This is a genomic window from Pseudarthrobacter phenanthrenivorans (genome assembly GCF_036455295.1).
GTDB classification, from domain to species: Bacteria; Actinomycetota; Actinomycetes; order Actinomycetales; family Micrococcaceae; genus Arthrobacter; species Arthrobacter phenanthrenivorans_C.
In genome coordinates this window covers 105,171-128,966 of the sequence record NZ_JAYXNX010000002.1, presented here as the reverse complement: position 1 = coordinate 128,966, position 23,796 = coordinate 105,171, and the positions used below count along the sequence as shown (strand labels likewise).

Sequence of the window (23,796 nt, the reverse complement as noted above, 5' to 3'; positions counted from 1 at the left end):
CGGCCTCAGGAGTGGGCGGCAATAAAGGCCGCAACGGGGGCGGCAAGGGAGGCGCCCACTTGGTCGGCGGAACGCTTCTTGCCGGCGACGGCAAACGAGTGGTCACCGCCTTCCACCCACTGCAGCACTGCGTTGGGGCCGATCCGGGACACGACGGTTGACAGGATGTCCGCTGTGGCGAAGGTGTCCCGGGTTCCCTGCAGGAACAGCACGGGCAACGCCAGCCCGTACAGGTGCCCGTCCCGGAGCTTGTCCGGTTTTCCGGGAGCGTGGAGGGGGTAGCCCAGGTACACCAGGCCGGCAGGGTCCATGCCCTCGGCAACGGCCATGGACGCCATCCTGCCGCCGAATGATTTGCCTGCAGCCCATACGGAGCCGCGGTCCCCGTGGGCGTCAGCCTGTCCGCGGGCGGCGGCCATGGCGGCACGCCACGCGGCCATGGCCGCCGGGGGGCGGTCGGGGAACTTCCGCCCTGCCTCCATATAAGGGAAATTGAAGCGCAGGGTGGCCAGCCCCAAGCCATTCAGGGCATCGGTAAATCCCCGGAGGAAGGGGTGGTCCTTGCCGGCCCCCGCACCGTGCGCCACCACCACGGTGGCCGTGGGGTCAGCGGGGCGCGCGTACACGGCGGAAAATGTGGTGTCACCTGCGGTGACGGTGAGTTGCTGGTCGGATGCAGGCATGGCTCCATCATGCCGGAGGCCTGCCGGATGTGCCGCTCCCTGCGCGCTGCCGGGTGTACGTTGTCCCCATGGCGAGCGAACAGACCACCATCACTGTCCCGGGTCCCCACGGCGGACGCGAGATGCGCATTTCCAGTCCCAGCCGGGTCCTCTGGCCGGACCTGGGCCTGACCAAGCTGGATCTGGTCAACTACATCTGCTCGGTGGGAGAGGCGTTCATCGCCGCCAACGGGGACCGCCCCGTATCGCTGCAGCGGTTCTCCGGGAACATTGAGGGCGAGATGTTCTTCTCCAAGAATCCGCCCAAGGGCACGCCTGACTTCATCCGCTCCGTCAAGGTGGTCTACCCCAGTGCCAGGTCCCATCCGCAACTGGTGTTCGACGAGCCCGCGGCCGCCGTCTGGGCCGTCCAGATGAACACAGTGGTGTTCCATCCCTGGCCCTCCCGGGCGGAAAACACTGACAACCCGGACCAGTTGCGCATAGACCTGGACCCGCAGCCCGGAACCGACTTCGACGACGCAATCCCCGCGGCCCTGGTGCTGAAGGAAGTCCTTGCGGAGGCCGGACTGACGTGTTTCATCAAGACGTCCGGGAACCGCGGACTGCACGTCTACGCACCCATCGACGCCACCCGCGAGTTCCTGGACGTCCGGCACGCCGTCATCGCCGCTGCCCGGGAAGTTGAGCGCAGGATCCCGGATAAAGTGACCACGGCCTGGTGGAAGGAAGAGCGGGGCCGGCGCGTGTTCCTGGACTTCAACCAGGCCAACCGGGACCGCACCATCGCCGGTGCCTACAGCCCGCGCGCCCTGCCGCACGCCCCGGTGTCGTGCCCCATCACCTGGGAGGAACTGGAGCAGGCGGACCCCAAGAACTTCACCATCCTCACCGTGCCGGACCGGCTGAAGACCGTGGGCGACCCCTGGGCGGACTTCAGTGCCAGCCCGGGCACCATCGACACGCTGCTGCAGTGGTGGGACCGCGACTGCAAAGCCGGCCTGGGCGAGATGCCTTTCCCGCCCGACTACCCGAAGATGCCCGGTGAGCCTCCCCGGGTCCAGCCGAGCAGGGCACGCAAGCAGGACTGAGTGGCCCCTCGAAAAAGGGGCACTTTGACGCGGACACGCCGGCCGCCGTCGTAATTCACGACGGCGGCCGGCGGCAAAGTGCCCCGGGACGGTTACTCGAAGCGGGACGGGTCGCCCATGCCTCGCCGGACAACCTCGGCAACACCGCTGGAAAAATCGACCACGGTGGTGGGCTCTGCGCCGCAGTCACCGGCGTCGATGACGGCATCCACCTGGTGGTCCAGCCGCTCCTTGATCTCCCAGCCCACGGTCAGTGGTTCCTCTTCGTCCGGCAGCAGCAGCGTGCTGGACAGCAGCGGCTCGCCCAGTTCGGCCAGCAGCGCCTGTACCACCCGGTTGTCCGGGATGCGCACCCCCACCGTCTTCTTCTTGGGATGGAGCAGGCGCTTGGGTACTTCCTTGGTGGCAGGCAGGATGAACGTGTAGCTGCCGGGCGTGACGGCCTTGATGCTGCGGAAGACGTCATTGCCGATGTTCACGAACTGTCCCAACTGCGCGAAGTCACGGCAGACCAGGGTGAAGTGGTGCTTGTCGTCCAGGTGCCGGATGCTCCTGATCCGGTCCAGGGCCTCCCGGTTGCCCATCTGCGCCCCCAAGGCGTAGCAGGAGTCCGTGGGATAGGCGATCAAGCCGCCGTCGCGGATGATTTTCACTGCCTGCGCGATGGCGCGGGGCTGGGGGTCCTGGGGATGAACGTCAAAGAATCGGGCCATGCCCCGAGCCTACGTTCCCTTGGTCCGTACCGCACCCATCCGCGCCGGGCTCTTCGGAGAGTGAACCTCCCGTGGGCCGCGCCGGCTGCCGGTTCCTACCCTGAAACAGGGAACCGGGCAGGGGGACCGTACCCTACCGGCCCGTAGCCGGATGGGGCAGGATGGTTATCTGCCCTGTACCCGCCGGTGCAGTTCCGGCCCGCCTGCCAAGGAGAAGCCCGATGCCCACCATCCTTAATCCGTACCTCAGCTTCCGCGACAATGCCCGTGAGGCAATGAATTTCTACCAGTCCGTATTCGGCGGTGAGCTGACGCTCAGCACCTTCGGTGACTTCCAGGCCAGCGAAGACCCCGCGGAAGCGGAAAAGATCATGCACGCCATGCTGGCTACCGCCCAGGGCCTGGTGCTCATGGGCGCGGACACCCCGAACAGCATGGAGTACCGCCCTGGTTCCGCTATCTCCATCTCGCTCAGCGGCGACGACGAGGTGGAACTGCGTGGCTACTACCAGAAGTTGAGTGCTGACGGGGGCGCAGTCACTGTTCCCATGGAGAAAGCGCCTTGGGGTGACGTTTTCGGCATGTGCACGGACCGGTTTGGCGTCTCCTGGCTGGTCAACGTGAACGCAGCCCAGGCCCCCGCCACCTCCTGAGGCGCGGGGCCGGCACACCGGCGCCAGGACCTTCCCCCTTACGGAATTATTGAGGCCGGACCTCCGGACTGCGAGGATTAATGCGTGAGGTCCCTCATGGAGTCCCTGGTTCCACCAGGGCTTTCCCGCAGGCGGCAGCGTGAAGCGGACGCTTTACCTTGACGTCGATGGCGTGCTCTGCCCGTTCGGCCCGGAAGGAGTCACGGGGTGGGGGTCGGCCTGGCAGTATGCTGACGCCGGCCTGCTGCCGGTCGCCTTCGCGGCCGAACTTGTGGCCGGACTCAATGCCCTGGCCCGGACCCCCGGGCTGCGCTGCGTCTGGCTGACCAGCTGGGAAGAGCTGGCGCCCCGGTACCTGTGTCCCGCCGTCGGCCTGGCCGGCACCACCTGGGCGTTTCTCGCAGCGGACGGGCCTGCCGGCGGGACAGGCTGGTGGAAGCTCCGGGCCATCCAGGAAGACATCGAAAAGACGGGGCCCGATGCCGTGGCGTGGGTGGACGACCAGCTGGCGTTCGAGGGCGAAGCGCAGCGCTGGGCACGCTTCCTGGGCCGGCGCATCCTCACCGTCTCGCCCCATCCCCGCCACGGAATCTCGCCCGCCGAACTCGGCAGGCTCCGGTCTTTCCTGACCCAACCCGTGTTTTGACCTCATGCCGGGGACGCGTACGATCGATAAGGTTTCCCGCCGGTTGTGCCAACACCGCAAGTCATTCCACGCAAACAGCTGGTGAACTATGCTGTCCAAGGCAGCCTGGTTAGAGAAACTGCTGAACGTCGACTCTGCAGATTGGGCAACAGGTGGATATCACCTTCATGGTGGCGCTGGTCATCGGACTGGCACTATTTTTCGACTTCACGAACGGCTTCCACGACACCGCGAACGCCATGGCAACGCCCATCGCGACCGGTGCCATCAAACCCAAGACAGCGGTGGCCCTGGCGGCCGTCCTGAACCTGGTGGGCGCCTTCCTTTCCACCGAGGTGGCCAAGACAGTGTCCGGTGGCATCATCCGCGAGGGATCCGAGGGACTGCAGGTCACGCCGGAAATCATCTTTGCCGGGCTGATGGGCGCCGTTCTGTGGAACATGATCACGTGGTTGAAGGGCCTGCCTTCCAGCTCCTCCCACGCCCTCTTCGGTGGGCTGATCGGCGCGGCAGTGGTCGGGGCAGGATTCGGCTCCGTCAATTTCGAGAGCCTGGTCCAGAAGGTCATCCTCCCGGCCGTCTTCGCCCCCGTGATTGCCGGCCTCGCCGCCTACGTCTGCACCCGCCTGGCCTACGCCCTCACGGCACGCCACGACCCCGAAACGGGCACCAAGCTCACCCAGAAGCGCGGGGGCTTCCGCACCGGCCAGGTCTTCACATCCAGCCTGGTTGCCCTGGCCCACGGAACAAACGACGCCCAGAAAACCATGGGCATCATCACGCTCGTCCTGATCGCAGCCAAAGGTCAGGCACCTGGCTCCGGTCCCCAGCTCTGGGTGATCACCGCCTGCGCCCTGGCCATTGCGGTCGGAACCTACGCGGGCGGGTGGCGCATCATCCGCACCATGGGCTCGGGCCTTACCGAAGTGAAGCCCGCCCAGGGTTTCGCGGCCGAGACCAGCACCGCATCCGCCATCCTTGCGTCCTCGCATTTGGGCTTTGCCCTCTCCACCACCCAGGTTGCCTCCGGCTCCGTCATCGGCTCCGGGATGGGCCGCCGCGGCACCACCGTCCGTTGGAACCTGGTCGGCAAGATCGCGCTGGGCTGGCTCTTCACCCTCCCGGCGGCAGGCGTCGTCGGAGCCCTCACTGCCCTGTTGGTGAAGACCGGAGCCGTGGGCGTGCTCATCGCCGCCGTCGCCGGAAGCGCCGCGGTGCTCTTCATGTTCTTCTATTCACGCAAGTCCTCCGTGGGCCACCAGAACGCCGTCGAGGTCGAGGAAGCCGGCCAGGCCGTCCGGTTCGCAAAGAAAAAGGCCCGGGCCGAAGCAAAAGCCAAAGCCAAGGCAGAAGCGCGAGCCAGGGCTGACGCCCGGGCCAACAACACCAAGGAGAATCGGCGATGAAGTGGTTGGAACTGCTGAACGTTGCGGTTGCAACGCTCGTGGCCGCCGCAACAGTGGTGACCCTTTACTCGCTCGGCGTCCGGCTGACGGCCATCGCCGCAGATGCGGAGCAGACCTCGCCCGGCGTCAAGCGTTCCTTCGCCTACCTCTGCTTCGGCCTGTGCGCCCTGGCGGTCCTGGCTGGCCTATACCTGATCATCCCCTACTTCACCAAGTAGCACACCCGGCCGGCGCTGCCCGGCTGTTGGCCGGCCCACTGCTCCTGGCTAGGCTGGGGCCATGCCGCGTATCCAATACTTTGTGGCCGCCTCCCTGGACGGCTTCATCGCCACCCCCACCGACAACCTGGACTGGCTGCTGCAGTTCGACGGCTTCGAAGGTGGGGCGGACAGCTATAACGTTTTCATGGCCGGTGTGGGCTGCATCGTCATGGGCGGGGAGACGTATGCCTGGCTGTTGGAGCATGAGCCGGGCAGGTGGCCGTATGCCGGCACTCCCAGCTACGTCTTCACCCACCACGAGTACCGTGCCCCGGAGGGCGCGGACGTCACATTCGTGCGCGGGAACGTCCGGGAATTCATTGGCGACTTCCGTCGTGCTGCGGGGGACGGGAACATCTGGGTCGTGGGCGGCGGCAACCTCGCGGCCCAGTTCGCCGACGCCGGACTGCTGGACGAGATCATCCTGTCCGTTATTCCGGTGGTGCTGGGCGCGGGGAAGCGGTTGCTGCCCATGAACGGGCCGACGCCGCCACTTGAGCTGGCGGCCTCCCGCACCTTGGGCCGGGGCATCGTTGAGTTGCGCTACCTGCTGCCAAGTTCCCCGGGCCGGCAGTCCTGACCCGGGTTCGCCCTAGTCGGCGTTGTCCCGGAGCAGGTTGGTGATCCGCGCGGTCGAAAGGCGCCTTCCCCTGGCATCAGTCATAACGATCTCGTGGGTGGTCAGCGTGCGTCCAAGGTGGACTGCCGTGCAGGTGCCCGTGACCACGCCTTCGGCGATCGACCGGTGGTGCGTTGCGTTGACCTCGATGCCCACGGCATGGCGTCCCGGCCCCGCATGCATTCCTGCGGCGAAGGAACCCAGCGTCTCCGCCAGCACCACATGTGCTCCGCCATGCAGGATGCCTGCCACCTGCGTGTTTCCTTCCACCGGCATGGTGGCGACGGTATGTTCAGGGCTCATCTCCAGGAATCGGATCCCCATCTTCACCACCAGGGCCCCGACGCCAAACCTCCCCAGCCAGCCGTGCATGTGGTCGGGAATACCGGCGGCTGTGAGCTCTTCGGCGAAAGCGCCCGGCGTGAAATTGTCTGTCATGGCAACTAGGCTGGCACCTGTGAGTGAAACAACCAAACCGGCCCCTTTCCCGTCCCAGGCCATCGACGAGGGGGCTGCCCGGCAGCGCCCGTCGTCCGCTTCGAGGCCTGCTGTGAAGACCGCCACCCCGGCTGCCGGGGGATCTGTTTCAGCCACGGAGGCACCCGTCATTCCCATCACCGACCAGCCACGGCTTCTGGTCCTTGACGGCCATTCAATGGCCTTCCGCGCATTCTTCGCCCTCCCGGCCGACAAGTTCTCCACGTCCAATGGCCAGCACACCAATGCCATCCACGGCTTCACCTCCATGCTGATCAACCTGATCAAGGAGCAGCAGCCCACGCACATCGCGGTCGCGTTCGACGTCTCCGACGAATCCACGCACCGGAAGGCCGAGTACAGCGAATACAAGGGCGGCCGGAACGAGACCCCCCGCGAAATGAGCGGCCAGATCGACCTCATCGGGCAGGTCATGGAGGCATGGGGCATCAGGACCATCAAGATGCCCGGCTACGAGGCTGACGACATCCTGGCCACGCTCGCCGCGATGGGGGAGAAGGCCGGCTTCGAGGTGTTGCTTGTTTCCGGTGACAGGGACGCCTTCCAGCTCGTCACTGACAACGTCTTCGTGCTCTACCCCAAGAAGGGCGTCAGCGACATTCCCAGGATGGATTCCGCCGCCATCGAAGCGAAGTACTTCGTTCCCCCGTCCCGCTATTCGGACCTCGCCGCGCTGGTGGGGGAGACGGCGGACAACCTGCCCGGCGTGCCGGGCGTGGGACCCAAGACGGCGGCAAAGTGGATCAACCAGTACGGCGGCCTGGAAGGCATCCTGGAACACCTTGATTCCATTGGCGGAAAGGTGGGTGATGCGCTCCGCGAGAACATCGAGAACGTCAAGCGCAACCGGCGGCTCAACCAGTTGCACACGGACCTGGCACTGCCCGTCACCCTGGACGACCTCTACCAGCCGCGCCCTGACCAGGCCGCTATCGAGGACCTCTTCGACCAACTCGAATTCAAAGCCATCCGCGGCCGGTTGTTCGCCCTGTACGGGGACGCCGACACCCCTGCAGCCGAGCGTGAAAGCATCGACACCCCGGAGTACACCGCCCCAGCCAACGCGGCGGAGCTGGCCGCGTTCCTGACCGGGGGCACCGGACAGCGGTCCGCCCTCGCCGTCGACCTCGTGCCGGGCCGGATTGGTGAGGACGCCGCTGCGGTGGCCATCGTCCGTTCCGACGCCGCCGTCTATGTGGACCTCGCAGGCCAGGACGCGGAGACCGAGAACGTGCTGGCCGCGTGGCTGCGCGATCCGGAGGCGCCCAAGGTGATGCACGGGTTCAAGGCTGCGCTCAAGGCCCTGACCGCCCGCGGGCTCGAGCTTGAAGGGGTCGTGGACGACACGTCCATCTCCGGCTACCTCATCCAGCCCGACCGCCGCACCTACGAGCTCGCCGAGCTTGCCCAGCACCACCTCAACGTAGGGCTTCCCGCCGCCACTGCCAAGGCCGGGCAGCTGGAACTGTCGTTCGACGGCGAGGACACCGCCGCTGCCGACGCCCTGGTCCAGGCCGGCGCGGTTGTGCTGGCGTTGAGCCGCTACTTCGAGGACGAACTCAAGGAGCGGAAGGCGGAAGAACTGCTGTCGACCCTCGAACTCCCGGTCAGCCGCGTCCTGGCGGACATGGAACTCGCGGGCATCGCCATCGACATGGACAAGATGGACGAACAGCTCGCGGACCTCGCCCGGGTGATCGACCAGGCACAGGAGCAGGCCTTTGCCGCCATCGGGCATGAGGTCAACCTGGGCTCGCCCAAGCAGCTGCAGACCGTCCTCTTCGACGAACTCCAGCTCCCCAAGACCAAGAAGATCAAGTCCGGCTACACCACGGATGCAGCCTCCCTGAAGAACCTTCTGGAAAAAACCGGGCACGAGTTCCTGGTGCAGCTCATGGCCCACCGCGAGGCCGCCAAGCTGCGCCAGATGATCGAATCGCTGAAGAAGTCGGTGGCGGAGGACGGCCGCATCCACACCACCTACGCCCAGAACGTGGCAGCCACCGGCCGCATCTCGTCCAACAATCCCAACCTGCAGAACATCCCCATCCGCAGCGAGGAAGGCCGCCGCGTCCGTGGCATCTTCGTGGTCAGCGACGGCTATGAATGCCTCCTGTCCGCGGACTACTCCCAGATCGAAATGCGCATCATGGCGCACCTCTCCGGGGACCAGGGGCTGATCCAGGCGTACAAGGACGGCGAGGACCTGCACCGCTTCGTGGGCTCCAACATCTTCCACGTCCCCACGGACCAGGTCACCAGCGCCATGCGCTCCAAAGTCAAGGCGATGTCCTATGGCCTCGCCTACGGGCTGACCTCGTTTGGCCTGTCCAAGCAGCTGGAAATCTCCGTTGACGAGGCCCGGACCCTGATGAAGGACTACTTCGACCGCTTCGGCGCCGTCCGCGATTACCTCCGGGGCGTTGTGGACCAGGCCCGCGTGGACGGGTACACGGCCACCATCGAAGGGCGGCGGCGCTACCTGCCGGACCTCACCAGCACGGACCGGCAGCTGCGGGAAAACGCCGAACGAATTGCGCTCAACAGCCCCATCCAAGGTTCCGCGGCGGACATCATCAAACGCGCCATGCTGGGCGTGCACGCGGAGCTGCAGGCGCAGGGCCTGAAGTCGCGGCTGCTGCTCCAGGTCCACGACGAACTGGTTCTTGAAGTGGCAACGGGGGAGCGGGCAGCCGTGGAAAAGCTGGTGACTGAGCAGATGGCGGCCGCGGCCGAGCTCAGTGTGCCGCTGGAAGTCCAGATCGGCGTCGGTCCCAGCTGGTACGACGCAGGCCACTAGCCCTGGCGGCCCGCTGCGCCCGGCGGAGACAATGTTGTTGCTGGTCAGGCGCCGGATTCGTTACTAGGCTCGGGTAAATGGGGAATCTGAGCGGTAACTATGAGATCCGGCGCTTTCCTGCTGTCTCGGAGGGCAGGGACGGCTACGCCGAAGCCGAAGCATGGGCCCGGGCGGTGGCCTTCGGCTTCCACGATGCCACCCGGGGCGCCGCCCATGTGGCGCGTTCCATGGCCACCTACGAGGCTGACGGCAGGATCTTCACCGGCGCCTACCAGACAGGCGCGGTGGCCCAGTCCTCCCTACCCGCCGAGGTCCCCGTAGCCACCTTCGGGACGTTCCGGAAAACGCTCAACATCGGCTTTGGCCGGATGCTTGAGACCCAGATGGTCACGGCCGTGACCGTCCGGACCCCGCACCGGCGGCGTGGCCTGCTGCGCCGGATGATGACCGAAGACCTGCAGGCCGCCACGGACGACGGCATCGCCGTGGCAGCACTCACCGCTTCAGAGGGCAGCATCTACGGACGCTTTGGATACGGTGTGGCGAGCCTGGAACGCTCGGTGAAAGTGGACACCACGGCGCGGTTCAACGTGCGCCACCAGGCCACCGGCACCGTGGAGGTCGCAGACCCTAAAGTCCTGCTGGAGGTGGCCCCCAAGGTTTTCGGCCGGGTGCACCGCCACACGCCCGGGTCGCTCGGCCGGCAGGAATGGTACTGGCTGCTGGCGTCCGGGTCCCTGAGCCGGGAGGGCAAGGAAGATCCGGCCATCAAGGCGGCGCTGCACTATGGTCCGGAGGGACTTGTGGACGGATACGTCTCCTACAAGTTCGCCGGCTGGGACACCACGCCGGCAACCATGGAAGTGGTGGACCTCCTGGCCGCCACTGACCACGCGTACCTGGAGCTCTGGCAGTACCTGGGCGCCATCGACCTCGTGGAGCGCGTCACCTGGAACGAGGCGCCGGTGGACGATCCCCTTGCCTGGGCGCTGGCTGATGCGCGGTGCATTGACGCCTCGGACAGCCGCGACATGCTGTGGCTCCGGATCCTCGACGTCCCGCAGGCGCTGGCAGCACGCCACTACCCGGCGGACGGACGGTTGGTCCTCGCAGTGGCAGACCCGCTGGGCCTCACGGGCGGCACCTTCGCGCTGGACGTCAAGGGTGGCGGGGCCGCCGTCGAACGCCTGCCCGCTGATGCACCCGCGGACCTCGCACTGGACGTCTCAGCCCTCTCCTCGATCTACCTTGGCGGGGTCAGCCCCGTGACGCTGAAGGCCGCCGGCACCATCAGCGAGGCAACACACGGATCCGTCTTCAAGGCCCAGCAAATGTTTGCGGTGGAACGCGCCACCCACTGCCTGACCCACTTCTAGTTCCCGGACCACCTGGCACGTCCGCTTTGACCCTCATTGCCGGCAGCGACTAGAATGAACAGGCTTGTACCACGTGCACGCGCCCGCGGCCCCTTGAGGGCTGCAAAAAGAAAGAAATCCACAAAATCAGGATGACCCGGAGGATCCGTCGGATTCACCGCGAATCGCGCCTGCGTTCCATAACGCGGGCGCGCCGGTTTGCCTGACCGACTAACTATCCACAACGGAGCCCCTACTACATGACCATCACCTCCACCGAGAAGCCCGGTACCCCCGTAGTCGCCATTAACGACATCGGTACCGCTGAGGACTTCCTCGCAGCTGTCGACGCCACCATCAAGTACTTCAACGACGGAGACCTCGTCGAAGGTACCGTCGTCAAGGTCGACCGCGATGAAGTCCTGCTCGACATCGGTTACAAGACCGAAGGTGTCATCCCCTCCCGCGAGCTGTCCATCAAGCACGACGTTGACCCCGGAGATGTCGTCTCCGTCGGCGATCAGGTCGAAGCCCTGGTGCTCACCAAGGAAGACAAAGAAGGCCGTCTGATCCTCTCCAAGAAGCGCGCTCAGTACGAGCGTGCCTGGGGCGACATCGAGAAGGTCAAGGAAGAAGACGGCGTCGTCACCGGTACCGTCATCGAGGTTGTCAAGGGTGGTCTTATCCTCGACATCGGCCTGCGCGGCTTCCTGCCCGCATCCCTCGTCGAGATGCGCCGCGTGCGCGACCTGGCTCCGTACATCGGCCAGCAGATCGAAGCCAAGATCATCGAGCTGGACAAGAACCGCAACAACGTGGTCCTGTCCCGCCGTGCATGGCTCGAGCAGACCCAGTCCGAGGTCCGCTCCACCTTCCTCAACAAGCTGGAAAAGGGCCAGGTCCGTCCCGGCGTCGTTTCCTCCATCGTCAACTTCGGTGCATTCGTGGACCTGGGCGGCGTAGACGGCCTCGTCCACGTTTCCGAGCTGTCCTGGAAGCACATCGACCACCCGTCCGAGGTTGTCGAGGTTGGCCAGGAAGTCACCGTCGAGGTCCTCGAAGTGGACCTGGACCGCGAGCGTGTCTCCCTGTCCCTCAAGGCTACGCAGGAAGACCCGTGGCAGACCTTCGCCCGCACCCACGCCCTGGGCCAGGTTGTTCCGGGTAAGGTCACCAAGCTGGTTCCGTTCGGTGCGTTCGTCCGCGTCGAAGACGGCATCGAAGGCCTGGTCCACATCTCCGAGCTGGCTGTCCGCCACGTGGAGCTGGCCGAGCAGGTTGTCTCCGTTGGCGACGAACTGTTCGTCAAGGTCATCGACATCGACCTGGAACGCCGCCGCATCTCGCTGTCCCTCAAGCAGGCCAACGAGGGCGTCGACGCCGACAGCACCGAATTCGATCCCGCACTGTACGGCATGGCCGCAGAGTACGACGAAGAGGGCAACTACAAGTACCCCGAGGGCTTCGACCCCGAGTCCAACGAATGGCTCGAGGGCTACGAAGCACAGCGCGCCGCATGGGAGCAGCAGTACGCTGACGCCCAGGCACGTTGGGAAGCCCACAAGAAGCAGGTTGCCCAGCACGCTGCCGACGACGCTGCTGCAGCGACGTCCGGTGACGGCGACTCCGGCGCCACCAGCTACTCCTCCGAGCCTGCTGCCACCGACTCCGGTGCCGGCACCCTGGCTTCGGACGAGGCACTTGCTGCCCTGCGCGAGAAGCTGACCGGCAACTAATTGCCACTGGCCCGGTGCGTCCGGGCTGACCGAACGGGCCCCTGCGAAAGCGGGGGCCCGTTCTGTTTAACGTGGCAGACGCGGCTGGCGCACCGGCGAGGGGCCCGGTTCCCCAGTGGGGTGTGCTCCCCAGCCGAAGGCGATTAAAGGTCGACGACGGCGCTGACTGTCCCTTCGGCGTCGGCCGCCAGTGCCGCCCCGGCTGTCGTGAGCAGCCGCAGGGCGCTGCGGTTGCCGGCCAGTGTCCGGGCGGTGACCCGCCGGAGCCCTGCCCGGCGGGCTTCGCCGAGGACGAGGTGCAGGGCCGCGGCGCCGATTCCCCGGGAACGGAAGCTGCGGCCAAGCCAGATGCCGGTTTCCGCCGATTGCACGTCTTTGTCATTCCGTTTAAGCCGCACTGAGCCGGCAATGTCGCCGCCACAGAAAACTGCCCAGGATTTCTCTGCAGCGGGTCCGTCCAGTCCGGCGGCGGCAGCATGGTGGTAGCCGTAGAACCAGGCCGTGCGCTCCAGGTTCCAGCCGGGGCCGCCCAGAGGGGGAGCCACCTCATCCGGGGAAGCATCCCTCTTGGCCAGCGCCAGCAGTTGGTCAGCCACGGCGTCATCAACGTCCACCAGGGCAACGTCAGCCGAGGGCTTCATCAACCCACTCCGTTCCGTCGGGAGAGAGGAGGGTGGCGCCCGCAGTGAGCTGCAGGATCCGTTCAGTCGCGGCGGCGATGGCGCCGGCATCGTCCGGGACAGCAATCCGCAGCACCGTATGCCGGTCCTGGTACGTGGTACCGGCCATGACCATGCCTGCCGCCCGGAGGTCGTTCTCCAGGCGCCCCGCTGCCGCGTGGGTGACAGGGGCGGAGCAGATGCGCAACCGGCTGCGGCGGACCAGGGGCGCCTCATCCAGCGATGCCGAGATCGATTCCGAGTACGCCCGCACCAGCCCGCCGGCGCCGAGCAGGACGCCGCCGAAGTAACGCGCGACGACGGCGCTGACGTCGCTGAGGTCCGTTACCCCGGGAACGGTTTCCCTCTTCAGCAGGGCTTCGAGCATGGGAATGCCGGCAGTCCCCGCCGGTTCGCCGTCGTCGCTGGAGCGTTGGACAGTCCTGTCGGGTCCGATGACGAACGCGGAGCAGTGGTGCCGGGCGTCATGGAACTCGCGGCGGAGGCCTGCCACCAGGTCCCGGGCCTCGTCCTCGGTGCCGGCGCGGCGGAGGACCGTGATGAACCGGGAGCGCCTAATCTCAAGTTCGTGCCGGAAGTCCTGCCCGGCTCTCAGGGTGGTGTAGGAGGTGGCCCGGCTGTCCGTGTCCTGTGGTGGGTCCGCCGGGTTCAACACCGCTTCAGTCTAGTGGAGAAGCGCATCAGGCCTATCGGCCCATGACAGGGCAGACGGCAGCCTGGAAAATCGACGCATGTCACGCATATTGAAGCGGCTGGCCACGCCGGGAGTGGTGCTGGCTGGCGCGGCAGCATCGGCTGCCTGGTTCCGAAGGTATTACCTGCGCTGGGGTGCAACTGATGCAGAGACGGGCGGCACGCTCCCCGGCGATGACTTCCTGCCCGCACCCGACCTGACGGCAACGCGTGCGGTCAGTATCCAGGCCCCGGCTGAGGCTGTATGGCCGTGGCTGGCGCAGATGGGCCAGGGCCGCGGGGGTTTCTACAGCTACGACTTCCTGGAAAACCTCCTGGGCCTCCGCATCCACAGTGCAGACCGGATCCACCCGGAGTGGCAGGACATCGAGGCCGGGGACCATGTCCACCTGGCGCCGGCTGCGTCCTCGGACCTGGAGATGGCCCTCGTGGACAAAGGAAGCGCCCTGGTCCTGCGGGTTCCACCCGGTTCACCTCCCGGGCCGTTCGACTTCACCTGGGCGTTCGTGCTGCGGCCGGAATCCGACGGCACCACCCGGCTGCTGGTCCGGGAGCGGTATGCCTACCGTCAATGGTGGACAGCCTGGCTGGTCGAAGCAGTGGAGGTGGCGAGCTTCATCATGTCCCGGCGGATGCTCCAGGGAATCAGAAGCCGGGCGGAGGGAAACGCGTAACCGCATGACCGCTGCACAGGGGACCACCCGGCGGTCCGGGAGGCGTGCCCTAGGGTGGGAGGGTGCTGAAAATTGGGTTGACGGGCGGAATCGCCTCAGGGAAGTCAGTGGTTGCCGCCCGCCTGAAGGAACGCGGCGCAGTACTGGTGGATGCGGATGCGCTGGCCCGTGAGGTGGTTGAGCCCGGTACTGAAGGGCTGGAGCGGATCGTCTCGGAGTTCGGTCCCGCGATGCTCGACGACGACGGGCGGCTCAACCGGCCGCGGCTTGGCGATGCGGTGTTCGGCAATCCGGACCGCCTTTCCGCGTTGAATGCGATCGTCCACCCCTTGGTTCGCGCCCGGGCCGCGGCCATCACGGCTGCGGCCGGCCAGGACGCCGTGGTGGTCCAGGACATTCCCCTTCTGGTGGAGACAGGCCAGGGCGCGGCCTTCCACTTGGTGGTTGTGGTGGACGCGCCTGACGATGTGCGGGTGCAGCGCATGCTGGACCTCCGGGGGATGACGGCCGAGGCGGCGCGTTCCCGGATGGCGTCGCAGGCCACGCGCCGTGACCGGCTCGCCGCTGCCGACGTCGTCCTGGATAACTCCAGCACTGTGCAGCACCTTCTGGACCAGGTGGACCGCATGTGGGACGCGCGGCTGGTGCCGTTCGCCCACAACGTGGCTGCGGGGACACGTGCACCCCGCCGTGGGGGACCTGTGCTGGAACCGCACCGCCAGGAGTGGGCCCTCCAGGCAGCCCGGATTGCGGCGCGGATCGTGGCCGCGGCCCCGGAGCTCATCCTGGCGGTGGACCACGTCGGTTCCACCGCCGTTCCCGGGCTGGCAGCCAAGGACGTCATAGACCTGCAGGTCTCGGTGCAGGATCTCGAGGCCGCCGAAAAGCTGGCCCCGTTCCTGGCGGCCGCCGGCTTCCCGGCGGTACGGGGCGCGGAGTCGGACACGCCGAAGCCCGGGGATCCTGACACGTCGGCATGGCAGAAGCGGTTCCACGCCAATGCCGATCCGTGCCGCGCCGTCAACGTGCACGTCCGCGCAGCGGGTTCCGCGGGGTGGCGCTATGCGCTGATGTTCCGGGACTGGCTGCGACACGATCCCTCCGCGCTGCGGGATTACCAGGCGCACAAGGCGGACCTGGGGGCCCGCTTCGCGGATTCGACCACCACCAGGGCTTACGCGGAAGCAAAGGAACCTTGGTTTACGGACATTGCCTGGCCGCGAATGTCGGCCTGGGCTGAGGCAACCGGGTGGGTGCCGCCGTCGTACCCGTCCTGACACGGGAGCTTGTGTGCGGCGCTGTTCGCCTGTAACGGAAGCGGCAGTCCAGTGTCAGCGCCCCGCTGTAAATTAGATTCATGAGCCTTGCGCAGGAGATCAACCGTGTTGTAGCGCCCTTCGAAGTCATCAGCGAGTTCAAACCTGCCGGAGACCAGCCGGCCGCCATCGCGGAACTGACGGAGCGCATCAACAACGGCGAGAAGGACGTGGTGCTGCTTGGCGCCACCGGTACCGGTAAAAGTGCCACCACCGCCTGGCTTATTGAACAGGTGCAGCGCCCCACCCTGGTAATGGTGCAGAACAAGACCCTGGCCGCGCAGCTGGCCAACGAGTTCCGCGAACTCCTGCCCAACAACGCGGTGGAGTACTTCGTTTCCTACTACGACTACTACCAGCCCGAAGCATATGTGGCGCAGACGGACACCTTCATCGAGAAGGATTCCTCAATCAACGAGGAAGTGGAACGGCTCCGCCACTCCGCCACCAATGCGCTGCTGACCCGCCGCGACGTGATCGTCGTGGCAACAGTATCCTGCATCTACGGCCTGGGAACCCCTGAGGAATACATTTCCGGCATGGTTACCCTCCGCCGTGGCGCCGAGATGAACCGGGACGACCTCCTCCGCAAGTTCGTCTCCATGCAGTACTCCCGCAACGACATGGACTTTCACCGTGGAACGTTCCGGGTCCGCGGCGACACCGTGGAAATCATTCCCATGTACGAGGAACTGGCCATTCGGATCGAGTTCTTCGGCGACGAGATCGAGAGCATCCACACGCTCCACCCGCTCACCGGCGAGGTCATCCGCGACGAGGAAGAGATGTACGTCTTCCCGGCTTCCCACTATGTGGCCGGCCCGGAACGGATGGCGCGGGCCATCAAGCGGATTGAGGATGAACTGGCGGACCGGCTGAAGGTGCTGGAAAGCCAGAACAAACTGGTGGAAGCGCAGCGGCTGCGGATGCGCACCACGTATGACCTCGAAATGATGCAGCAGATGGGTTTCTGCAACGGCATCGAGAACTACTCAGCGCACATTGACGGCCGCGGGCCCGGCACCGCGCCGCACTGCCTGCTCGACTACTTCCCGGACGACTTCCTGCTGGTGGTGGATGAGTCCCACGTGACCATTCCCCAGATCGGTGCCATGTACGAAGGCGACATGTCCCGCAAACGGAATCTGGTGGACTTCGGCTTCCGGTTGCCGTCCGCCATGGACAACCGGCCGCTCAAGTGGGACGAGTTCCTGGAACGGGTGGGCCAGACCGTCTACCTCTCCGCCACCCCCGGCAAGTATGAACTGGGCAAAGCGGACGGCTTCGTCCAGCAGATCATCCGGCCCACCGGCCTGGTGGATCCCGAGGTGGTGGTCAAGCCCACCAAGGGGCAAATCGATGACCTCCTGGGTGAAATCAAGACCCGCGTCGAGAAGGATGAGCGCGTCCTGGTCACCACCCTGACCAAACGCATGGCGGAGGACCTCACCGACTACCTGCTGGGCCACGGCGTGAAAGTCGAATACCTGCACTCGGACGTCGACACCCTGCGGCGCGTGGAGCTCCTGCGTGAACTGCGGCTGGGATCCTTCGACGTCCTGGTGGGCATCAACCTCCTCCGGGAGGGCCTCGACCTTCCCGAGGTGTCCTTGGTCAGCATCCTGGATGCGGACAAGGAAGGGTTCCTGCGCTCCTCCACCTCGCTGATCCAGACCATCGGACGTGCCGCCCGCAACGTCTCCGGCCAGGTACACATGTATGCGGACCGGATCACCGACTCCATGGCCAACGCCATCGACGAAACCAACCGGCGCCGCGCCATCCAGGTGGCCTACAACACCGAACATGGTGTCGATCCCCAGCCGCTGCGGAAGAAAATCGCCGACATCACGGACCAGTTGGCCAAGGAAGACGCCGATACGGATGCGCTGCTGGGCAGCTTCGACTACGGCAAGGGCAAGCGTGGCATCACGGGGGCCAACAAGGCCGGGGCCAAGAAGGGCGCGGCGCAGGTCCGTTCCGATGGCCTGGCGGCCGCACCGGCCGAGGACCTGGTGGGCCTGATCGCGCAGCTCACGGAACAGATGCACGGCGCCGCCGCCGAACTCCAGTTCGAGGTGGCGGCGCGGATCCGCGACGAAGTCAGCGAACTGAAGAAGGAACTGCGCCAGATGCAGGCGGCGGGCCACGCCTGACGTCTGCGGGGTATTCGGCTGGGGTACAGTTAAAGGCACGTAGGGGAGTATCCCAAGCGCTACGATCGTCAACACGCAGGGCATGGTTGCCCTGCCGGGCGTAGCGGGCCGCCGCATCAGCACCAAGTGCACTGGCAGGCCGGAGAGACTTACACCATTTTGTGTACCCTGCGAAAGGCTTTCCCGTGCCCGATTTGCCTGTTTGGTTTGAGGTTGGCTCCTTTGCCGTCCTCGGCCTGATTCTCCTGACCGATCTTCTCCTGGTGGTCCGGAGGCCGCACGAACCCTCCATGAAGGAAGCCGGTCTCTGGGTGGCCTTCTACGTCACCCTTGCCCTTGTCTTCGCCGGCGCCATGTTCGCCTTCACCGGCGCCGAATTCGGCAGCCAGTTCGTCGCCGGCTGGGTCACGGAGTACAGCCTCAGCATCGACAACCTCTTCGTGTTCATCATCATCATGGCCAGGTTTTCCGTGCCCCGGAAGTACCAGCAGGAAGTGCTGATGGTGGGCATCATCATCGCCCTGATCCTGCGGGGCATCTTCATCATGCTCGGCGCCATCGTCATCGAGCAGTTCAGCTGGGTCTTCTACATCTTCGGCGCGTTCCTGCTGTGGACGGCCTGGAAGCAGGCCCAGGACGAGGGCGAAGAGGAAGAAGACCGGGAGAACCCGCTGATCGCCAGGATCCGCAAGGTCATTCCCATGTCCGAGAAGTTCGACGGCGGCAAGCTGCGGACCACAGTGAACGGCAGGAAGGTGTTCACCCCCATGGTGATCGTCTTCATCACCATCGGCCTCACGGACCTGCTGTTTGCGGTGGACTCCATACCCGCCATCTTTGGCCTGACCCAGAGCCCGTTCATCGTCTTCACCGCCAACCTGTTCGCCCTGATGGGCCTGCGGCAGCTGTACTTCCTGCTGGGCGGGCTGATGAACCGGCTCATCTACCTGAAGCACGCCCTGTCCTTCATTCTCGCCTTTATTGGGATCAAGCTTGTCCTGCACGCCATGCATGTCAATGAGCTGCCCTTCATCAACGGCGGACAGCACATCGAATGGGCACCTGAGATCCCCACCTTCGTGTCACTCGCGGTCATCGTGGGCACCATCATCATCGCCGTTGTCGCCAGCCTCCTCAGCTCCAAGGCCCAGGCGGCCGCGATTGATCCGCGGCTTGAGGAAGACGCCCGGAAGAGCCACAGCGACGCCGAGTAGGCGCCACCATAGCGCAGCAGTCCCCGGCCGCATGAGCGGCCGGGGTCTGCTTTTTTGCAGCCGCAGGCGGATCGTGCTTCACGCCTTCGTCACCCGCGCGGCGCACCGTGGGTCAGCGGCTGCCTGACCGGGCCATACCCAGCAGCCGCGCAAAGATCCGCTCGCCGTCGTCGGCTATACCGTCGTGGTGGAAGTCAGCTGTCTCCCAGACCTGCAGCCCGCGCACGGCGGCGGCGGTTCGGAGGGAGAGGTCGCGGTCCACGTAGATATCGTCCGTGTAGACCGCTGCTGCCGCCGGAACGGTGTTGCCGGCCAGCACCTGGGGATCGTAGAGCGGTTTCCAGTCCTGCTTTGCCGCCAACGCTTGGGCTACTTCCTGCAGCGGCTGGAGGGCAGGGTCCTGTTCGAAGTACCACGGGTAGACCATCTCGCCCGTCAGCAGCAGGGGCTCGGCGTCCGGCCTGAACCAGGGGTTCTCGCCAAGCATCCGCCAGGCTGACCAACCGGTGGCTGCGCCCTGGCCGTAGATGGACTCGTGCATCAGCGCGTACAGGGGGTTGGACCGTCGTGAGACCACACCCTGGAGCTGCTCCAGGAAGGTGTCCGAGAGCCTCGGCCCGGCGGTGGTCTCCACGAAAGCGTCCTCCAGAAGGTAGTGGAGGCTGTCCACACGGGTGTTGCCGCCCAGGAAAGCCCCCGCCATCTGGAAACGCTCCACGGTCAGGGGCGTGCCGTCGGGCATGGATTCGGTCGTGCCCCGCAGGTGGGCGGCGATCCGCTCGACCGTTACCCGGTCTTCGGGATACCAGCCGAAGTACTCATCGTTCCGCGCGGCCACCCGCTGGTAAGTGGCCCTGTACACGTCATCGGGGCTGCCAGTGAGCGGCGCCAGGCCACCGGTGATCAGGACTTCGCGCAGCCCCTCCGGCGCGAATGAGAGGTAAGTCAGGGCGCAGAAGCCGCCGTAGCTCTGGCCGTAGATGGTCCAGGGGTCGGACCCCAGGGCTCTGCGGATCAGCTCGGCGTCCGCCACGATGGAATCGGCGCGGAAGTGCTCCAAATAGGCCGCCTGCTTAGCCGCAGACCCCCGGTCCGCGAGCGTGACACGGTCGAGGGGAGTGGAGAGGCCGGTGCCGCGCTGGTCCAGCATCAGGATGCGGAAGTCCTGCGCCGCTGCCTTGCCCCAGCCGCCCAGGGAACCCCACCTGTTGCCGCGGCCGCCCGGACCGCCCTGCAGGAAGAGGAGCCAGGGCAGCCGGGCGGCGGCCTCCTCGCTGTGCGCCGCGGAGACGTACTCCCGGGCAAAAACCGTGATGGCCTCGCCGGTTGGTTCGGTGTGGTCCAGGGGCACCGTGAAGTAGTGCTCCACGGTACGCATGCCGCGGAATTCATGCGTGGCCCTGATTTCATGCCCGACGGCGGCAGCCGGGCTCTGGTGCACGTCAGCCACGGGCAGCAGCAGGAAGGGAGGCCGGCTGGCCAAAACGGTCGAGTGCCTCACCGGTAAGCCGGAAGGTGGACCAACCGTCCATGGGGCGGGCACCCAGGCGGCGGTAGAAGTTGATGGACGGTTCGTTCCAGTCCAGAACGCTCCATTCCACGCGTGCGTAACCGTTGTCGACGGCGATCGCGGCAAGGTGCTGCAGGAGCGCCTTGCCGTGCCCTTCGCCGCGGGCTTCGGGGCTGACGTAGAGGTCTTCCAGGTAGATCCCGTGCACACCCTCCCACGTGGAGTAGTTCAGGAACCACAGCGCGAAGCCCTGCACATCGCCTGCTTCGTTTTCCGCCATGGCTGCGAAGACGCGCGGGTTTTCCGCGAACAGCACCTGCTCCAGCATCTCCGGCGTGTTGCGGACGGCGTCCGGTTCCTTCTCGTAATGGGCCAGTTCGTGGATCATGCGAAGGATGGCGGGGACGTCGTGCCGTGTTGCGGGGCGGATTACACTCATTCTCCGAGCTTACCGCCGGTGCCGGAGCGCCTCCGGCAGGGTCCGAGCCGGCAACCGCGTCAGAGCCGGTTCACGTCCGTCACCCGCACCACCGCAGTGCCGCCCGCATCGGACTCCGCCAGGTCCACCTCCGCCGAGATGCCCCAGTCGTGGTTGCCGGCGGGGTCGTCGAAAATCTGCCGCACCTTCCAGCGTCCGGGTTCCTCGGTGATGATCAGCAACCCAGGTCCCCGGGCATCAGGCCCTGTCCCAATATCGTCGTGCTCGTCGAAGTAGTCGTCCAGCGCATCTTCCCAGCGGTCGGCCCCCCACCCGGAGCCGCCGTCGAGCTCTCCCAGCGCGGTGGCGTCCTCGTCGGCGAAAAGTTCAACGCGGCGGAACATCTCATTGCGCACCATGACCCGGAAGGCGCGGATGTTGGACGTGAGCGACGGCGGCGGAGGCGGCGGCGCGTCGTGCGGCGTCGGCGCCGCACCGGACGCCAGTTCCTCCCACTCGTCCAGGAGGCTTGAGTCCACCTGCCGCACCAGCTCACCCAGCCACGCGATGAGATCGGCCAGGTCCTCCCGGAGCATGTCCTGCGGGACGGTCTGGCGCAGCGCCTTGAACGCGTCGGCGAGGTACCGCAGCACGATCCCTTCCGACCTCGCCAGCCCGTAGAACTGGACGAACTCGCCAAAGTTCATGGCACGTTCGTACATGTCGCGGACCACCGACTTGGGCGCGAGCTCGAAGTCGCCCACCCACGGCGCGGCCTTCCGGTACACCTCGAACGCCTCGCCCAGGATTTCCGCGAGCGGCTGCGGGTAGGTTACCTCGTCCAGCATGGCCATCCGCTGGTCGTAGTCGATGCCGTCAGCCTTCATGGCCGCCACCGCTTCGCCGCGGGCCTTCTTCTGCTGCGCCGACAGGATCTGTCGCGGTTTCTCCAGGGTGGCCTCGATGACGGACACCACATCCAGGGCGTACGACGGCGACTCCGGGTCAAGGAGGTCCAGTGCGGCAAGTGCGAAGGGGGAGAGCGGCTGGTTCAGGGCGAAGTTCGGCTGAAGGTGGACGGTCAGCCTGACGGTGCGCCCGTCGGGACCCTGCTCCTCCGGCGGAATCCGCTCGATGACCTCGGCGGCCAGCAGCTCCCGGTAGATGCCCAGTGCCTTCTTCATCAGCCGCAGCTGGGACGACCGTGGTTCGTGGTTTTCCGTGAGCAGGCGCCGGGCGGCAGCGAACGGGTCGCCGGGCCGCTCCATGAGGTTCATCAGCATCGCATGGGTCACGGTGAAGCTGGATGTCAACGGATCCGGAACTGACTCCACCAGCCGCTTGAATGTGGGTTCACCCCAGGACACGAAACCCTCAGGCGGTTTCTTCTTCACCACCTGGCGCAGCTTCTTCTGGTCGTCGCCGAATTTGGCGGTGGCCTTGGCAATCGCCTTGACGTTCTCGATCACGTGCTCGGGAGCCTGCACCACCACAGTCCCGGCGGTGTCGTAGCCCGCCCGTCCTGCCCGGCCCGCAATCTGGTGGAACTCACGTGAGTTGAGCAGCCGGGTGCGGACGCCGTCGTACTTGCTCAGGGCGGTGAGCAGCACCGTCCGGATGGGCACGTTGATGCCCACGCCCAGGGTGTCCGTCCCGCAGATGACCTTCAGCAGCCCTGCCTGCGCCAGCTGCTCCACGAGGCGGCGGTATTTGGGCAGCATGCCGGCGTGGTGGACGCCGATTCCGTGGCGCACCAGCCTGTTCAGTGTCTTGCCGAACCCGGCCGCGAACCGGAAGTTGGCAATCAGCTCCGCGATCTTGTCTTTTTCCTCCCTGGTGCACACGTTGATGCTCATGAGGTTCTGGGCGCGGTCGATCGCTTCGAGCTGGCTGAAATGCACCACGTAGACCGGCACCTGCCGGGTGGACAGCAGTTCCTCGAGCGTCTCGTGCACGGGCGTCTGGTGGTAGTAGTAATGCAGCGGAATGGGCCGCTCCGCCGAGCTGACCGTGGTGGTGGGACGGCCCGTCAGCGCGGTCAGCCCCTCTTCGAACCGGGTGACGTCCCCCAGGGTGGCGGACATGAGCAGGAACTGCGCCTGCGGGAGTTCCAGGAGTGGCACCTGCCAGGCCCAGCCACGCTGCGGGTCTGAATAGAAGTGGAACTCGTCCATGATCACTGCGCCCAGCTCGGCCTCGGACCCTTCCCGCAGCGCGATGTTGGCCAGGATTTCCGCGGTGCAGCAGATGATCGGCGCGTCCTGGTTTACGCCCGAGTCGCCGGTGATCATGCCCACGTTCTCGGCTCCGAAGATGTCGCAAAGCGCGAAGAATTTCTCGGACACCAGGGCTTTGATCGGCGCCGTGTAATAGCTGCGGCGGCCCTGGGCCATTGCCTGGAAGTGCGCGGCGATGGCCACCAGCGACTTACCGGAGCCTGTGGGGGTGGCCAGGATGACATTGGCCCCCGTTGCCAGTTCCATGATGGCTTCGTCCTGGGCCGGATACAGCGACAGCCCCCGGCTTTCCGTCCATTCCACAAACCGCGTGTAAAGGTCGTCGGGGTCGACGGCGGCGGGATGGTTGGGGACGGACAGATCGCTCAGCTGGTCAACGAGTTTCATTGACTTCAACCTTAGTGCCACGTGGCATACCGGCAGGGCGGTGCTGCCGGG

The 23,796-nt window shown here is 65.9% G+C and carries 21 protein-coding genes; 13 read left to right on the top strand and 8 right to left on the bottom strand.

The features are described from left to right. Window positions 1-5: 5 nt before the first annotated feature. On the bottom strand, window positions 6-683 hold the full coding sequence (locus VXJ37_RS03040; protein ID WP_331321583.1) for an alpha/beta hydrolase family protein: 678 nt from the start codon (window positions 681-683) through the stop codon (window positions 6-8). A gap of 68 nt (window positions 684-751) precedes the next feature. Here VXJ37_RS03040 and ligD point away from each other — a divergent pair, with 68 nt between their 5' ends. After that, window positions 752-1,774, top strand: coding sequence for a non-homologous end-joining DNA ligase (ligD, locus tag VXJ37_RS03035; RefSeq protein ID WP_331321582.1), 1,023 nt, complete (start codon window positions 752-754; stop codon window positions 1,772-1,774). A 92-nt stretch (window positions 1,775-1,866) separates the two neighbouring features. Here the strand turns inward: ligD and VXJ37_RS03030 are convergent, their stop codons facing one another. Further along, a complete protein-coding gene (locus VXJ37_RS03030; RefSeq protein WP_331321581.1) occupies window positions 1,867-2,487 on the bottom strand; it encodes an L-threonylcarbamoyladenylate synthase in 621 nt (206 codons plus the stop codon). 221 nt (window positions 2,488-2,708) lie between these two features. On the opposite strand from VXJ37_RS03030, the gene VXJ37_RS03025 reads away from it, so the two are divergent. The 5 genes from VXJ37_RS03025 (at window position 2,709) to VXJ37_RS03005 (ending at window position 6,032) form a co-directional block, all read left to right on the top strand. Beyond that, window positions 2,709-3,140 (top strand): VOC family protein, encoded by a 432-nt coding sequence (locus VXJ37_RS03025; protein ID WP_331321580.1) that lies wholly within the window; start codon window positions 2,709-2,711, stop codon window positions 3,138-3,140. A 139-nt stretch (window positions 3,141-3,279) separates the two neighbouring features. After that, window positions 3,280-3,786 (top strand): HAD domain-containing protein, encoded by a 507-nt coding sequence (locus VXJ37_RS03020; protein ID WP_331321579.1) that lies wholly within the window; start codon window positions 3,280-3,282, stop codon window positions 3,784-3,786. Between the two features lie 152 nt (window positions 3,787-3,938). After that, a complete protein-coding gene (locus tag VXJ37_RS03015; protein ID WP_331321578.1) occupies window positions 3,939-5,192 on the top strand; it encodes an inorganic phosphate transporter in 1,254 nt (417 codons plus the stop codon). Continuing rightward, on the top strand, window positions 5,189-5,410 hold the full coding sequence (locus tag VXJ37_RS03010; RefSeq protein WP_331321577.1) for a hypothetical protein: 222 nt from the start codon (window positions 5,189-5,191) through the stop codon (window positions 5,408-5,410). The genes VXJ37_RS03015 and VXJ37_RS03010 overlap by 4 nt, the downstream gene beginning before the upstream one ends. A 61-nt stretch (window positions 5,411-5,471) precedes the next feature. Next, window positions 5,472-6,032, top strand: a complete 561-nt coding sequence (locus tag VXJ37_RS03005; RefSeq protein ID WP_331321576.1) for a dihydrofolate reductase family protein — start codon at window positions 5,472-5,474, stop codon at window positions 6,030-6,032. Window positions 6,033-6,044: 12 nt separating this feature from the next. Here the strand turns inward: VXJ37_RS03005 and VXJ37_RS03000 are convergent, their stop codons facing one another. Beyond that, window positions 6,045-6,509 (bottom strand): hotdog fold thioesterase, encoded by a 465-nt coding sequence (locus VXJ37_RS03000; protein WP_331321575.1) that lies wholly within the window; start codon window positions 6,507-6,509, stop codon window positions 6,045-6,047. A gap of 217 nt (window positions 6,510-6,726) precedes the next feature. Between VXJ37_RS03000 and polA the strand changes: the two genes are divergently transcribed. The 3 genes from polA to rpsA all read left to right on the top strand — a co-directional run bounded on the left by polA (window position 6,727) and on the right by rpsA (window position 12,460). Beyond that, a complete protein-coding gene (polA, locus tag VXJ37_RS02995; protein ID WP_440589772.1) occupies window positions 6,727-9,369 on the top strand; it encodes a DNA polymerase I in 2,643 nt (880 codons plus the stop codon). Between the two features lie 77 nt (window positions 9,370-9,446). After that, window positions 9,447-10,745, top strand: coding sequence for a GNAT family N-acetyltransferase (locus VXJ37_RS02990; protein ID WP_331321573.1), 1,299 nt, complete (start codon window positions 9,447-9,449; stop codon window positions 10,743-10,745). Window positions 10,746-10,984: 239 nt separating this feature from the next. Then, window positions 10,985-12,460, top strand: a complete 1,476-nt coding sequence (gene rpsA / locus VXJ37_RS02985) for a 30S ribosomal protein S1 (RefSeq protein WP_331321572.1) — start codon at window positions 10,985-10,987, stop codon at window positions 12,458-12,460. A 143-nt stretch (window positions 12,461-12,603) separates the two neighbouring features. On the opposite strand, the gene VXJ37_RS02980 is transcribed toward rpsA, so the two are convergent. Both VXJ37_RS02980 and VXJ37_RS02975 read right to left on the bottom strand, forming a co-directional pair. Beyond that, complete coding sequence (locus tag VXJ37_RS02980; RefSeq protein WP_331321571.1) at window positions 12,604-13,101, bottom strand: GNAT family N-acetyltransferase; 498 nt, start codon at window positions 13,099-13,101, stop codon at window positions 12,604-12,606. After that, window positions 13,085-13,795: an IMPACT family protein gene (locus tag VXJ37_RS02975; RefSeq protein ID WP_331321570.1), complete on the bottom strand. Its 711-nt coding sequence runs from the start codon at window positions 13,793-13,795 to the stop codon at window positions 13,085-13,087. Before VXJ37_RS02975 ends, VXJ37_RS02980 begins: the two co-directional genes overlap by 17 nt. A gap of 76 nt (window positions 13,796-13,871) precedes the next feature. Between VXJ37_RS02975 and VXJ37_RS02970 the strand changes: the two genes are divergently transcribed. The 4 genes from VXJ37_RS02970 to VXJ37_RS02955 all read left to right on the top strand — a co-directional run bounded on the left by VXJ37_RS02970 (window position 13,872) and on the right by VXJ37_RS02955 (window position 19,193). Then, a complete protein-coding gene (locus VXJ37_RS02970) occupies window positions 13,872-14,507 on the top strand; it encodes an SRPBCC family protein (protein ID WP_331321569.1) in 636 nt (211 codons plus the stop codon). Between the two features lie 62 nt (window positions 14,508-14,569). Continuing rightward, window positions 14,570-15,784 carry a dephospho-CoA kinase gene (gene coaE / locus VXJ37_RS02965; RefSeq protein ID WP_331321568.1) on the top strand — a complete coding sequence of 405 codons (1,215 nt, stop codon included), beginning with the start codon at window positions 14,570-14,572 and terminating at the stop codon, window positions 15,782-15,784. 80 nt (window positions 15,785-15,864) lie between these two features. Next, the gene (gene uvrB, locus VXJ37_RS02960) at window positions 15,865-17,979 is read left to right on the top strand and encodes an excinuclease ABC subunit UvrB (protein WP_331321567.1); all 2,115 of its coding nucleotides are present in this window, start codon (window positions 15,865-15,867) and stop codon (window positions 17,977-17,979) included. A 185-nt stretch (window positions 17,980-18,164) separates the two neighbouring features. Then, window positions 18,165-19,193, top strand: a complete 1,029-nt coding sequence (locus VXJ37_RS02955) for a TerC family protein (protein ID WP_331321566.1) — start codon at window positions 18,165-18,167, stop codon at window positions 19,191-19,193. Between the two features lie 112 nt (window positions 19,194-19,305). On the opposite strand, the gene VXJ37_RS02950 is transcribed toward VXJ37_RS02955, so the two are convergent. The 3 genes from VXJ37_RS02950 to VXJ37_RS02940 form a co-directional block, all read right to left on the bottom strand. Beyond that, window positions 19,306-20,571, bottom strand: coding sequence for an alpha/beta fold hydrolase (locus tag VXJ37_RS02950; RefSeq protein WP_331321813.1), 1,266 nt, complete (start codon window positions 20,569-20,571; stop codon window positions 19,306-19,308). A 64-nt stretch (window positions 20,572-20,635) separates the two neighbouring features. Further along, entirely contained in the window at window positions 20,636-21,142 is a 507-nt protein-coding gene (locus VXJ37_RS02945; protein WP_331321565.1) for a GNAT family N-acetyltransferase, read from the bottom strand. Between the two features lie 59 nt (window positions 21,143-21,201). Next, the gene (locus VXJ37_RS02940; RefSeq protein WP_331321564.1) at window positions 21,202-23,745 is read right to left on the bottom strand and encodes a DEAD/DEAH box helicase; all 2,544 of its coding nucleotides are present in this window, start codon (window positions 23,743-23,745) and stop codon (window positions 21,202-21,204) included. Window positions 23,746-23,796: the final 51 nt, after the last annotated feature.